Origin of the sequence: Nonomuraea sp. NPDC052116, from assembly GCF_040680035.1 — a bacterium.
GTDB classification, from domain to species: domain Bacteria; phylum Actinomycetota; class Actinomycetes; order Streptosporangiales; family Streptosporangiaceae; genus Nonomuraea; species Nonomuraea angiospora_A.
In genome coordinates, this window is the sequence record NZ_JBFAWA010000049.1 from 13,223 (window position 1) to 26,489 (window position 13,267).

Annotated in this window: 9 protein-coding genes; 6 read left to right on the forward strand and 3 right to left on the reverse strand. The window is 66.4% G+C overall.

All coding sequences use genetic code 11. The features are described 5' to 3' along the window. Positions 1–304: 304 nt before the first annotated feature. Complete coding sequence (locus AB0L65_RS55490; protein WP_364264521.1) at positions 305–1,774, reverse strand: alpha/beta hydrolase; 1,470 nt, start codon at positions 1,772–1,774, stop codon at positions 305–307. Positions 1,775–2,603: 829 nt separating this feature from the next. Here AB0L65_RS55490 and AB0L65_RS55495 point away from each other — a divergent pair. Continuing rightward, positions 2,604–4,421, forward strand: a complete 1,818-nt coding sequence (locus AB0L65_RS55495) for a DUF1996 domain-containing protein (RefSeq protein ID WP_364264523.1) — start codon at positions 2,604–2,606, stop codon at positions 4,419–4,421. 92 nt (positions 4,422–4,513) lie between these two features. Next, positions 4,514–5,038 carry a hypothetical protein gene (locus AB0L65_RS55500; protein ID WP_364264525.1) on the forward strand — a complete coding sequence of 175 codons (525 nt, stop codon included), beginning with the start codon at positions 4,514–4,516 and terminating at the stop codon, positions 5,036–5,038. A gap of 11 nt (positions 5,039–5,049) precedes the next feature. On the opposite strand, the gene AB0L65_RS55505 is transcribed toward AB0L65_RS55500, so the two are convergent. Continuing rightward, positions 5,050–9,543, reverse strand: a complete 4,494-nt coding sequence (locus AB0L65_RS55505) for a hypothetical protein (RefSeq protein WP_364264527.1) — start codon at positions 9,541–9,543, stop codon at positions 5,050–5,052. Continuing rightward, positions 9,536–9,937 (reverse strand): hypothetical protein, encoded by a 402-nt coding sequence (locus AB0L65_RS55510; RefSeq protein WP_364264529.1) that lies wholly within the window; start codon positions 9,935–9,937, stop codon positions 9,536–9,538. The genes AB0L65_RS55505 and AB0L65_RS55510 overlap by 8 nt, the downstream gene beginning before the upstream one ends. Before the next feature lie 467 nt (positions 9,938–10,404). Between AB0L65_RS55510 and AB0L65_RS55515 the strand changes: the two genes are divergently transcribed. From AB0L65_RS55515 to AB0L65_RS55530, 4 genes are read left to right on the forward strand one after another with little or no spacing between them, the layout of a single operon-like run. Further along, a complete protein-coding gene (locus AB0L65_RS55515; protein ID WP_364264531.1) occupies positions 10,405–11,271 on the forward strand; it encodes an amino acid ABC transporter permease in 867 nt (288 codons plus the stop codon). Beyond that, on the forward strand, positions 11,268–12,029 hold the full coding sequence (locus tag AB0L65_RS55520) for an amino acid ABC transporter ATP-binding protein (protein ID WP_364264533.1): 762 nt from the start codon (positions 11,268–11,270) through the stop codon (positions 12,027–12,029). The genes AB0L65_RS55515 and AB0L65_RS55520 overlap by 4 nt, the downstream gene beginning before the upstream one ends. A 19-nt stretch (positions 12,030–12,048) precedes the next feature. After that, complete coding sequence (locus tag AB0L65_RS55525) at positions 12,049–12,747, forward strand: transporter substrate-binding domain-containing protein (protein WP_364264535.1); 699 nt, start codon at positions 12,049–12,051, stop codon at positions 12,745–12,747. After that, positions 12,744–13,220: a GNAT family N-acetyltransferase gene (locus tag AB0L65_RS55530; protein ID WP_364264537.1), complete on the forward strand. Its 477-nt coding sequence runs from the start codon at positions 12,744–12,746 to the stop codon at positions 13,218–13,220. The genes AB0L65_RS55525 and AB0L65_RS55530 overlap by 4 nt, the downstream gene beginning before the upstream one ends. The last annotated feature ends 47 nt before the right edge of the window (positions 13,221–13,267 follow it).

Genomic DNA, 13,267 nt, shown 5'->3' on the forward strand with positions numbered 1-13,267 from the left:
CCCTTGGAGCCTCCCAGCGGCGACGGACGGTGATCGTCGCGGGAATGGCCGCCATGATTGTCTTGAGCACTGCGTGGGGGCCGATGCGGTGCCGTGGCCGACCGGGGTTCGACTGCTGCTTCCCTGCCGCGACGGTCGAGCCCGTGGCCCCGGCGCCCCCCGCGGGCGGCACTCAGGTCACCTCAAGGGCCGAACTCACGCCGGGCTCGACGCTGGTGGCGGCACGGCCGCGCGTCGTGCAGGCGGCGGCCGTGCCGAGCTGCCGGTGCTCTCGATCAGACAGGTGCAGCAGACGCGCAAAAGCTCAGTCGGAGCCTGCTCTTCGGGGCATGATCGAGGGCCGCGCCTCCGGGCAGCGGACGCCGTTGGCCGGGACCGACTGCGAGATCAGGTAGCGGTCGATCGCGCCCATGGTGCACGCGCTCCGGCCGTACACGCTGTGCCCCGAGCCCTCGTACGTGAGCACGCGGGCCTCGGCACCGATCTGCTCGGCCGTGCTGAGCGTCCACAGGTAGCCGGTGGCGGGGTCGTTCAGCGAGGAGGCCAGCAGGATGGGCGAGGTGGCGTCCACACGCAGCCGGTGCTGCGGGTTGGGAATGGGCGTGGGCTGCCCCAGGCAACCGGCGATCCGGCCCAGCGCGGGCGTGCTGTACCTCATGTCCCTGGCCCGCGGCGCCTGCCGGCGCAGGAGTGAGGCGTACTGCGTGTAGTCGGCGACCGGCAGGTGGAAGTCCTGGCAGAACACGGGCGTACTGACCTTCACCTCCTCGTCCTTCTCAACGCTCGCCGCCGGGTACGGGCCGCCCGTGTCGATGGCCACCAGCATCTGGGCGAGTTCCGCCCAATTGGGGTTGTAAAGTCCGGCGAACGCTGTGTCCACCAGCTCGTAGGCGCCCATGGGTACGTCCGGCAGACCCGGCTCGTGAAGCTCCCCGCGGTCGGCCCGCTCAAGAAGTCTCCTCCAGAACGCCCGGATGTCCTTGCCGTTCAGCGCGCACGACGCCGTTGCCTCACACCAGGTGACGAACTGGTCGAACGCCCCCGCCGTTTGGGTGGCCGTGGTGCTCAGGTAGCTCGCGGTGTTCACGCTATGGTCGAAGTTCGAGTCGAGCGCGAGCGCCCTGACCTTGCCGGGGAAGCGCTCGGCGTATGCCTGGCCGATCAGGGTGCCGTGCGAGACGCCGTAATAGGTGAGCTTGTCGTCGCCCAGCGCCGCCCGAAGAGCCTCCACGTCACGCGCGACGTCCAGCGAGCTCACGCGGTCGTACAGCGGTCCGGTGCGCGCCCGGCAGTCCTCCCGCAGCCGCTGGTTGAACGACACCCAGGCGTCCATGTCCGTCTGGTTCTTGATGAGCGGGTGTGGACGTTCACGCACCAGCGCCGCCGAGCAGACCACCGGGTGACTGCGTCCCACCCCGCGCGGGTCGAACCCGACAATGTCGAAGCGGCCGCGAAGTTCGGCGCTGAAGTAACCGCTGCCGTGCACCACGAAGTCGACACCGGAGCTGCCCGGCCCGCCGGGGTTGACGACCAAGGAGCCGACCCGGGCGTCCGGGATGGCGGCCTTGCGTCGGGCCACCGCCAAGTCGACGGTGGCGCCGCCCGGGGCGTCCCAGTCGATGGGCACCTTCAGCGTGCCGCATTCGGCGGTCGTGTCCTCGGGGCACGGTGCCCAGCTGATCATCTGCGAGGAAGCGGCGGCACTGGCGACGCCTCCTGGAAGCAGGCTGATGACCAGGGACGAAACGGCTGCGAGCAAGATGTAACTCTTCATACGATCCTTCGTGGTCGAGACGGGGCCGGTGACTTCAAGATCATGCGACCAGCCACATAACCCCGCCATAACCGTCGGCTCGCCCACCAGCCACCGCATCATCGCCATCAACTGCGGCAGACTCGAGCTCGACCAGTCCACGCCGTGACGCAGGCACTACGACAGGTGCAAGGCGATCCGGCCAGCGCAGGCCTTCTCGGCGTTGAACGCGCGGCCCGCTGCCCGTATGCGCACGCCTCGACATGCAACCCGAGGTCTTCCGCAAGATCGTCGCCGGGATGGCCGCCGACGCCATCAAGGGATGACGTGACCTTTTGAACGTCGGGGAGTGCCGATAATCAGGAGACGCACCTCGCATAGCCACCTGGGGGATGCCGCACGGGCTGCGCGTCTGACCTGCTGGGCGGGTCTGTCGGCCTTCGCGATTGGTCGGCGGTCTCCAGCAGCCGGGCTGCCGCTCATGTGCGGGGTCGCCTACGCCGCCACCGTCCAACCGCCTGGTCGGCGATCACGAACGGCTCCCACCTCGACGTCGATCATCAGTGCGTCCGACCGACTTCGCAGGCGGCCCCGGACAGCGGCGTGATCACGAGCCGATCGCTCTGCCACCCAATGCGGGCTGGCCGCAAGCGCGGCCATACACGTCTGACCAACTTCTACGCGATGTCGAACTTGAGGCGTCGGGCGCGCGTATCTCGTTCTGACGACGGCCGCGACCCCCTTTGTGGATGCCGCCTGATGAGTCTTTTGACCGGGCCGCATCCACAGACGGAGAGAGGGATTTATGAGACATCGACATGGTTCCCGCGTCCGCCGAAGGACGGCGGGTATGCTCACGGCGTTGGCTGTCATGAGCAGCGGTCTCACGGCCGGCGCCGCGGATGCGGCGGCAAGCGGGGCGTCCGGAACGGCTTTCGCGCCGGCCATCTCCTGCCCTTCTGTCGTGGACAGGCTGGGCCAGGTCCCCGCTCGCGCGCAGGCGGAAGTTGAGCGGAATCTGCAGCAGTTGGAGAGCCAGATCGCTGAGGCGAATCGGCGGCTGGCAAGCTCGGCGGGGCAGGGCGGCCCGAATTTCGTGCAGAATGCGATCCTCGGGCCGCTGCGGGACAAGCGGACGGCGACCCTTCAACGGATCCAGATCGCCTTCCAGCGCGCCGGAGCCCAAGCACCGACCGGCCTCCAGGGCTTGGCCGGCTGCACTGTGCAGGACGATGAGACTGGGAACAACAACGGCGATCAGAGCAACGGCGATCAGAGTGATGGTGGCCAGGACAACGGTAACCAGAGCGACGGTGGCCAGGACAATGGTGGCCAGGACAACGGCGACCAGAACAACGATGATCAGGGCAATGGTGACCAGGACAACGGTGGTGCCGCTGGTCAAATCTCCTGTCCTGATGTGGCGGACAGGCTGGGCCAGGTCCCCGCTCGCGCGCAGGCGGAAGTTGAGCGGAATCTGCAGCAGTTGGAGAGCCAGATCGCTGAGGCGAATCGGCGGCTGGCAAGCTCGGCGGGGCAGGGCGGCCCGAATTTCGTGCAGAATGCGATTCTCGGGCCGCTGCGGGACAAGCGGACGGCGACCCTTCAACGGATCCAGATCGCCTTCCAGCGCGCCGGAGCCCAAGCGCCGGCCAGCCTCCGAACCCTGGCGACCTGTGAGCTTCGGAACGGCAATCCGGGCAACGGGAACGGCGGAAACAACGGGAACAACGGGGGCGGCCAAAACAACGGAGATGGCGGAGATGGCGAGAACAACGGAAACGGCGGAGGCCAGGCCCGGGGACCCGTTCCGGAGGACTTCGTTGACATCCGTTCTGTGCAACCGAATGTGAGAACGCCCCGCACGCAGCAGGACGGCTCCAGCGGGACGTTCAGCGTGGACTGCGGACGCAACGAGAAGCGCATCTTCAACTCTGACAACGTCATCGTGGCCCCCGGCGTGTCCAACGGCGCGCAGCACACGCACGACTACGTGGGGAACGAGTCCACCAACAACCAGTCCACCAATGAGAGCCTGCTGGCGGCCAGTACCACCTGCCGCAACGGCGACAAGTCCACGCACTACTGGCCCGTGCTGAGGGCTCTGGGGCAGGAGGAATTCGACGCCAACCGCCGAGGCGGCGGGCTTGACCTGAACGTCGGCAAAATCCTCACCCCGGTCTCGGTGCAGATCACCTTCAAGGGCAACCCGACCGGCAAGGTGGTGGCGGCTCCGCAGTTCCTGCGCATCATCACCGGTAACGCCCGGGTCGGTGGAGCCGAAGCCAACGCCGGGTGGACCTGCACCGGCTTCGAGAACCGCCAATTGACGGACAAGTACCCGCTCTGCCCGCGAGGTAGCAGGCTGGTGCGGGTCTTCGATTTCCAGAGCTGCTGGGACGGCCAGAACGTCGACAGCGCCAACCACCGCACCCATGTCACCTTCCCGCAGGCCGACGGCAGCTGCCCGCAGGGCTTCCAGCCCATTCCCGCGCTGGAGCACCGGCTCGTCTACAACGTGCCGCAGGGCCCCAATTTCGCCGTCGACACCTTTCCCGAGGAACTGCACAAGCCGGTCACCGACCACAGCGACTTCATCAACCTGATGAATGAGCAGCAGATGGGGCGGGTCGTCGACTGCATCAACAGCGGCAGACGCTGCCGCTGACCCTGAATGGAGCAAGGCGTGGCCGGGCGACCGGCCACGCCGTCCTCATCGCCAGGGGCAAGACCACATCAGGCGCGAGAAAGGGCAACATCATGGCTGGCTTCTCCCGCCCGCGACGCGCTCAAGGCGCCGCCCCGGCGGCTGCGGCGCGTCTGACCGGCGCCACCAGGAGGCGAGATCACGGGGGCATCGTTCTGTCGCTGGTCATCGCCTCTGCGCTCATGCTCACCGGATGCGGTGTACAGGCCGAGGCGGCCGATGGGCCGAAATCGGCCAGGAGCACTGCCGCCTCCGGGGGGAACGCACCCCGCACGTACACCGTGGAGCAACTGGCGGCCACCATCGGCTGCACCGCCGAGATCACCCTCAAGGCACTGGACTACCGACAAGGGGAATGCACCAGCGACGGGATTCCGTACGTGTTCCTCGACTTCGTCACGGTTGACGGCCAGCGTGCGTGGCTTGACTACGCCGAGATGTACGGCGGCCTCTACCTCGTCGGCGATCGATGGGCGCTGTCGGCCAAGTCCAAGTCCTTCATGCAGGAACTGAGCACGAAACTCGGGGGCAAGGTCGAAGAGCATGGCCCTGGCGGCGCCGCCCCGTCCCCGAGGTGACAGCGCGCTCTTCAGCATCTGCTGGGATATGGCAGTTCCGGAGCATAGGAGGACCACAGCGCGCGCGTCATTCCCTCACCGTTCAACCTCTCGCACGCCAACGTCGCCACATTGTCGCGCACCCGTCCGACCATGGAGACATCCCACAACCAGAACGAGGAGTTCGTGTGCGCGACAAGAGTTCCGTCGCCGGGCAGGAAAACCAGGGAAACAACCAGCAGATCGTTGGTCGCCATGGCCGGCCCTATTCGATGAACGCGCCCGATATCGGAGATGTCCCACAGGATGATGCTGCCGTCCACACTTCCCGTGGCCAACAGGTCGGCATTCTTCGAAAAGGCCACCGCGGAAACGGGTCCGACCTTCCCGGTCAGGCCTGTGACGATCTTCCTTGGCGCTTCTGGCCTGCTGATATCCCACAGGCTGAACGAAGCGGTGGTGTGTCCGACGACAAAGAATCGCCCATCAGCCGAGAGGCCGACCGATGAACGGAAGGAGCCGATGAGGTCGGTGGGAACGGTCCCGACCTGCCGCGGCGAACGAGGATTGGAGATATCCCAGATCTTGGCGCTGTCATCCACGCCAACACTGACCAGAATCCGCTTGCTCGAGGCCAGCAGGACATCCCTGAGTTCGCCTCCATGGTGGATCGTCACCAACTCGGCAGGAGTCTCCACCCTCCGCATGTCGGTGAGACGCACCGCGCCACGCACGTCCGCGCTGGCAAGCATGGCCCCGTCACCGCTCCAGGCGAGGGACACGACAGTGCCCGTGTGCCCGGAAACCGCGGTGGGCAGTGGTACGAAGCCGCTCCGCCCGGAGGCTTTCCAAATCTTGACACCGAAGTCGCCTGGGCCGCTCGGCGTGGCAAGGAAGCGTCCGTCCGCCGAGAGGGCCGAAGCGTACGGACCGCCTTCGGAGTTCTTGTCCGGTGGCGTCCAGAACCTGATCGTCGGCAGAGCCACCGGCTTGCCCGGGTCGCCGACCTCCCACAGCATGGCCTGACCGTTCTCCGCGCCGTCGGCCAGGATGTCGCCTCCAGCGGACAGCGTCGCCGAAGTCGGTCCCAGAGCGCTTCCCGGCAATTTCTGCTGCCCGGGCAAGGGAACACCCAGGAGATGAGGGCGAGTCCGGGCGTCCGACATGTCCCACAGCATCACCGAACCGTCCTGTCCGGCGGTGGCCAGCAGCGATCCGTCCTTGGACAGCGATATTCCGAGGACCGGCCCGCGGTGGCCGGTGAGTGGAATGTCGGTTCGATCGGGGGACAGGAATCTTTGCTCGGAAAGCTTGACGCCGGCCGGAAACTGCAATATTTGAACCGTGCCGTCCTGGCTGCTGCAAATCAGGCGTGTGCCGTCCGGCGTGAATACCATGGATGTGATCTTGTCGGTCTGGTTGGTGGCCGACGTCGTGTCGCTGACCTTTCGCGGTGACGCCGGATCCGTCATGTTCCAGATGGTCAGGCCGACGTCCTCGGTTGCCATCACCAAGAGGTCGCCATCGGGAGAGAAGGCCAGATCGCTGATAAGAGAGGAGGGGGCCGGAATGGGTTTCCCGAGTCGATGTGCGGCTTGCGGGTCGGCCACGTCCCACAATTGTATTTTCTCTGAGCTGCCGTCCGCGACCACCAGCAGGCGGCCGTCCGCCGACATTGCCAGCGGCGGGTTGTCATGGCTCCCCGCTCGAGATCTGAAGTTGGCGGCGACTTTCAGATCCCCGTCGGGCCGGACCTGCAGGAGCGCGGCATTGGCAGGATTGCCGACCACGAGTTTCTGCCCGTCGGCCGCCCAGACGATGTCGGTCACATTGCTGCCGAGCCCCGGGATCTGGCCCAGCTTCCTTGGCTTGTCCCGGGTCGACATGTCCCAGAACGACACGGAATCCCGGTCTCCGACGACCAGCATCTTGCCATCGGGCCGCCAGGCCAGTGCGGATACCACGTCCTTGAACGTGGTGAGCGGCGAGCCGATCAATTGCGGACGGTGTGGATCGGAGACATCCCAGAGTTTGAGCGTGGCATTGTCGTCGCCGCTGGCCATGACGGCGTCCTTGGGTGACATCGCCACAGATTCCACACGACCCTTGAAGTCGAGAATGGCGCCTGCGTAGCGCGAGGTCGTCAAAGTCTGCAACAGGCTTCCATTCGTGGCCCGATTAGGGTCCAGCCGGTACGCGGCGACCCCCAATTGCAGCGCCAGGCGCGGGTCCGACTCCCGGACCGCCTCTGCGCCGGCGACCATGCTTCGGGCGGTCGCCACCTGTGCCTGGCGCTGTGCCGCCCTGCTCTGCGACCATGCCACGAACGCGCCCGTCGAAGCGATGAGAGTGAGTACGACCAGCGCCGCTATCGCACCGCGCCTGACCCTGCCGCGTTGCCGCTCGTATGCGACGGACGCCTCGAAGAACCGCTCCGAGTTCGATTCGAGCTGGTGGTGGTCGATCGCCTTGGCCACCCGTTCCCTGACCGCGTCGAGCCGTCCGCCCCGGTAGAGCAGAGAGGGATCACGGTCGACCATCCACGCTTTCGCGTCCTCGGCGAGTTCGTCGCGCAGGATCAGCCATTCTCGATTCTCCTTCACCAGGTCCTGAAGGAGTGGCCAGGCCTGCAGCAGCCTCTCGTGACTTATGCGGACGATCTCCCGATCGGTAGTGATCAATCGGGCCGCGTCCAGCGCCTTCACGGACTGCAACGCCGCCTCGGGATCCAGGCCTCGTAGGAGGTCGCCCTGGTTCACCGGTCGTGCTGTGACGATCGGCTCGGTGTCGATGTTCGAGACATCGCCACTGATTTTGATGAGCCTGAGCATGATGCTCTGCGTGGCCAGCTGCGCCGAAGGGGTGAGCGCCTGGTAGGTGTCATCAGCTGATCGCTCGATCGCCCGCTCTATGCCTCCGCTCTCCCGGTAACCTCGCACTGTCAGCCGTCTGCCCTCCCGCCGTTTCCACGTCTCCCAGAGCGAGTGTGAGAGCAGCGGCAGAGATCCGGGTTCAGGACCTTGTGGGCGAAAGGCGCCTAGTTCGTGCAGGACCAGATCCGCCAGCCCTTCGTCCAGTTCCAGGCCCAGCATCGTCGCAGGTTGCTCGATGGCCGCACGTAGCTCTGGCGGCTTCATCGGCTCGATCACGAATTGCCTGTCCTGAAGGGCTGCGGACAGTTCCGGATGCCGGGTCGCCTGGCTGTAGAAATCCGCGCGGAGTGCGCCGATGACGACTGCCGGAGGCCGACCGGTCCGGGGATCGGGAAGGGTCATGGCGTGCAGGCAGCGAACGAACCTGCTGCGCAGTCCCTCGTCCTCGCACAGGGTGAATATCTCTTCCAGTTGGTCGACCAAGAGGATCAGGCGCACGCCCGGGCGGTCGGCGAGCAGATCTGTGGCCAGGTGGCAGGAGCAGTCGGGGTCGGAGAACATCCGATGGAAGGCTGCCGGGTCATCGGGGGCCAGTCGCGCGGCCAATGCTTGAACGGGAGACGATCCCGGGGTCATGCTGATGCACGGCCAGCCGCTGGTGCCGGATACGTTGAGATCTCCACGACGCATTCTCGCGAGCAGGCCGGCCTGCAGCAGCGAACTCTTGCCACTGCCCGACGCGCCGACCAGCAGCATGACCCCGGCGGTGCTCAGCCGATCGGCGATCTTCTTGAGAATCGCGGAAGTCAGCTCGTCGCGTCCGTGGAAGATCTTCGCGTCCTCCTCGCCGAACGGCTGGAGGCTCAGATAAGGGCTGCGCCCCGGTAACTGGGCCTCCTTCTGCCCTGAAGAGATCTCCTGTGAAGCGGATCGATTTGACGACAGGATGATATGGCCGCTTCGTCCTCCTTCCTGCCGGTGAGGCAGCGGGCCGCTTCTCTCCCACATTCTGCGGAGGATGAAATGGTAGGCGTCGTCAAGGGTCAGGAAATTACCGGCGAGGGGATCGCCGTTGTCCAGCAGCGAGATCAGATCACCGGTGAACGTGGTGTATTCCTGGTCTTCCGGCGCCAGCGCGAGTTGTTCGGCGGAACCGAGGAGGTACAACCCATGGGTCGGGGACGGCTGAAAGACTGATTCCGGTGCCCAGGACCCCAGGTCCGTGCGTCCGGAGAAGCAGCAGTCCAGGACGACCACGGTCGAGGCGGTCGGCGAGCCGGCGATGGCCTGTCGCAACATCGATGTCGAGTAGGCCTGGAGTTCCGCGAGGCCAGGTGTGAGCGTGCTGGTGGAAGACGCTGCCAGGTAGAGCTGTCCCTCCGAGCTCCAGAGCCCGTGGCCGATGTAGTAGACCAGCAGTATGGTCTTCGCCTTTTTCGCCTCTTCGGTCACCGCGGATCCGATGGCCAAGGCATTGGGCGGATTCAGCAGCAGGCGAATATGCCCGTCCGGCACACCACACCTGTTCACCAGGCGGTCCCGTAGTGCGGTGATGGTCCGTTCGACGGCGGGCACCGCCGGCAGTTGAGAGTCGCTGTGGTCGGCGGTGCCGATCAGCAGGACACGCACACCCTCACCCGACAGGTCACTCATCCGTCGTCCGCCCCTGGTCGTGTTTCTCCTCCGCTTCGCGGAGTTCACGGAGGACCGACTCCACTTGCTGCCGCAATTCCGCGGGCGAAAGTGCTTTGACCTGAGTCGCGTCGACCTGGATTTGACGACCGTCGGGCAGGTCTACTCGGACCTTGACCGCACCGCTTTGTTGCCGCACCCAGGACAGCAGAGCCGAAGCGAATGCGGTGCCCGCCGCGCCAGAACTAAGAGCGACGACAATGCTTTCCAGAAACGGCCCCAAGGTGCCGGGAGGCGGCGGGGCCGTCACGTCATTGACGCGGCCTTTCAGCTCGGCCGTGCTTCCGATCCAGTGGCGCAACGACTCCAGGTGGCGTGAATCTTCTTCATCTTCGATCGATACGCGTACGTCCATGACGTCCTCCTGGTGGGTCACGTTCGCGTACCTAAGATAGAGCGAAAGTACCCGGAAATCATAAGATCAAATAACTTGAGTCCGAGGTGCGCAACTTACGCCCATTTGTATTATGCAGAAACACCAGGCGACTGAAATGTCAAGACGTCCGAATGGCCAACGCTGCAGGGCATCTCGACGAGCCGGTTGGCTGTCGCGACCGTATCCGTGGGTGGCGTTGCCGCTCGCCGACCTCACTGCGCCGGTGGGGGGTTTCCAGCATGGCCTCGCCCGCAGTGTGGGGCGGCGGATAACTATGTATATCAAGTAGGAAATGTTGACTTTGGGTGATCCGGCTCGTAGCTTCGTGGGCATGAGCCAGGCCGCGAACCTGACCCGGCGCCCGCGCGTGGACCACGGCCACGTCGCCGGCGCGCAGTGTCGCTGATCACAAGATCCCATCCGTCAACCAGAAGTGGAGGCGGCTCGTGACGTTGCCCGAGGTGCAGGAGGTCTCGCGCCAGGACGCGGAGCGGCCCCTGGAGGTGGTCACGGCCCGGCACCCGCTGCGGTGGCTGGCCGCGGCAGGCGTACTCGTCGTCCTCGCCATGGTCGCCAGCGCCCTGATCACCAACCCCGCGTGGGAGTGGCCCATCGTCGGGCAGTACCTGTTCGCGCCGTCGGTGGTGCGCTCCGTGCTGCTCACGCTGGAGCTGACCGCGCTGGGCATCGTGCTCGGGTTCGTGCTGGGCACGCTGCTGGCGCTGATGCGGCTCTCGCCCAACCGGCTGCTGTCGTCGGTGGCCTGGGCATACGTGTGGCTGTTCCGGTCGGTGCCGCTCATCCTGCAACTGCTGTTCTGGTACAACCTCGCGCTGCTCTACCCCAGGCTGTCGGTGGGGGTGCCGTTCGGGCCGGCGTTCTTCGACTTCGGCACGATGGACCTGATCGGGCCGCTGACCGCGGCGGCGCTCGGGCTGGCGCTGCACCAGGCCGCGTACGCCGCCGAGATCGTCCGCGGCGGCCTGCTGTCGGTGGACCACGGGCAGCGGGAGGCGGCGGCCGCCCTGGGGCTGCCGCCGGCGCGGCGGCTCTTCAGGATCATCCTGCCGCAGGCCATGCGGACCATCGTGCCCACCGCGGGCAACGAGATCATCGGCCTGGTCAAGGGCACCTCGGTCGTCTACGTCATGGCGCTGCCGGAGCTGTTCTACCAGGTGCAGGTGATCTACAACCGCAACGGCAGGGTCATGGCGCTGCTGCTGGTCGCGGCCATCTGGTACCTCATCCTGACCACCGCCCTGTCGATCGTGCAGTACTACGTGGAGCGGCATTACGGCAGGGGGCGCGGATGAGCGCCATGGTGAGGTTACGCGGCGTGCACAAGAGCTTCGGCGCCCTGCACGTGCTGCGCGGAGTGGACCTGGACGTCCGCCAGGGGCAGGTGCTGGTGATCCTGGGTCCCTCGGGGTCGGGGAAGTCCACGCTCCTGCGGACGATCAACCACCTGGAGAAGGTGGACCGTGGCTCGGTCCGCGTCGACGGCCAGCTGCTCGGCTACCGGCAGGCCGGCACCCGCCTGTACGAGCTGCCGGAACGCGAGGTGCTGCGGCAGCGCACCCAGATCGGGTTCGTCTTCCAGTCGTTCAACCTGTTCCCGCACCTCACCGTCAGGCAGAACCTCATGGAGGCGCCGCTGTCGGCCCAGGGCCGGCCGCGGGCCGAGGTGGCGCCGCTGGCCGAGCGGCTGCTGGTACGGGTGGGGTTGGCGGACAAGGCCGACGCCTACCCGCGCACGCTGTCGGGCGGGCAGCAGCAGCGGGTCGCCATCGCCAGGGCGCTCGCTCTGGAGCCCAAGCTGCTGCTGTTCGACGAGCCGACCTCGGCGCTGGACCCCGAACTGGTGGGCGAGGTGCTGGACGTCATCAAGGACCTCGCCCGCGGCGGCACCACGATGATCGTGGTCACTCACGAGATCGGGTTCGCCCGGGAGGTGGCCGACATCGTGGCCTTCATGGACGCCGGCCGCATCGTCGAGCTCGGACCGCCCGCACAGCTCCTGGACGCCCCCGCCCACGAACGTACCCGCACCTTCCTCGGCAAGGTTCTCTGATCCCGAAGGACACCATGACATGCGCGCTTCGCTCGCGCGGGCCCTCGCCGTGCCCGCGCTCCTCCTCCTGACCGCCGCCTGCGGCGCCGAGCGGATCAGCTCGTGGGAGAACCTCTTCCTCGCCGCCAGGTCCGGCAAGGACGAGGTGGTCTTCAACAACGTCACGGTCACCGAGGAGCGCAAGGACACCTTCGACTTCGCGACGTACCGGGTCGACCAGCTCGGCTGGCAGGTCCCCGGCAACAGCCCGATCAAACAGATCGCCAAGCCCGCCGACATCGCCGGGCTGCGCGTTTCGGTCGGGTCTGGCACGAACCAGGAGAAGATCCTGCTCGACTGGGACAAGCAGAACAGGGCCGCCGGGCTGAAACCGGTCGAGATCCTCTACTACGAGAAGTACGGCGACGTGCTCCTGGGGCTCAAGTCCGGCCGCGTCCAGGCGTACTTCGGCCCGAACCCGACCATCGCCTACAACATCGCCGTCAGCGGGGATTCCAGGATCGTCGGCACCTTCTCCGGCGCGGGGCCGGGCCTGCAAGGACTCATCGCGGTCATGACGAAGAAGGACAACGGCCTGGTCAAGCCGCTCAACGAGGCGCTCAACACCGTGATCGAGAACGGTAAGTACAAGGAGGTGCTCGACCGGTGGGGTCTGGGCAACGAGGCGATCCCCGAGTCGCAGATCAACCCGCCCGGCCTGCCTCGGCAGGAGTCATGAGCGAGCTCACCGCGGAGGTGCGGCTCGTCCCCATGTCGGACCCGGCCGCCGCGCCGCTGCTGGCCGGGCTGCAGCTGGAGTACACCTCCCGGTACGGGCCCAACGACGAGCTGGCGAGGTATCCGGAGTCCGAGTTCGCGCCGCCGTACGGGGCGTTCCTGATCGTGGTGTCCGGCGGCGAGACCGTGGCCGGCGGCGCGTTCCGCCGCTACGACGCGGCGACCGCCGAGGTCAAGCGCGTGTGGACGCACCCGCGCCACCGCCGCGAAGGGCTCGGCCGCCTCGTCGTACGCGAGCTGGAGCGGGAAGCGCTGCGCCGCGGGTACGGCCGGATCTACCTGACCACCGGGCCGCGCCAGCCCGAGGCCGTGCGCCTCTACCTGGCCAGTGGCTATGACCCGCAGTTCGACGTCGCCGACCGCCCTGCGCAGGGCCCGCTCGCCTTCGTCAAGGATCTGCGTGGATTCCTGTAAAGCGAGTAGGGAAAGTTGACTATCCGCGACGTGTGATCGTACATTAC

Coding starts and splice junctions, on each gene's coding strand:
- AB0L65_RS55505 (WP_364264527.1), bottom strand. CDS start 9,543: ATGAGTGACCTGTCGGGTGAGGGTGTGCGTGTCCTGCTGATCGGCACC.
- AB0L65_RS55525 (WP_364264535.1), top strand. CDS start 12,049: ATGCGCGCTTCGCTCGCGCGGGCCCTCGCCGTGCCCGCGCTCCTCCTC.
- AB0L65_RS55500 (WP_364264525.1), top strand. CDS start 4,514: ATGGCTGGCTTCTCCCGCCCGCGACGCGCTCAAGGCGCCGCCCCGGCG.
- AB0L65_RS55520 (WP_364264533.1), top strand. CDS start 11,268: ATGAGCGCCATGGTGAGGTTACGCGGCGTGCACAAGAGCTTCGGCGCC.
- AB0L65_RS55495 (WP_364264523.1), top strand. CDS start 2,604: ATGCTCACGGCGTTGGCTGTCATGAGCAGCGGTCTCACGGCCGGCGCC.
- AB0L65_RS55510 (WP_364264529.1), bottom strand. CDS start 9,937: ATGGACGTACGCGTATCGATCGAAGATGAAGAAGATTCACGCCACCTG.
- AB0L65_RS55490 (WP_364264521.1), bottom strand. CDS start 1,774: ATGAAGAGTTACATCTTGCTCGCAGCCGTTTCGTCCCTGGTCATCAGC.
- AB0L65_RS55530 (WP_364264537.1), top strand. CDS start 12,744: ATGAGCGAGCTCACCGCGGAGGTGCGGCTCGTCCCCATGTCGGACCCG.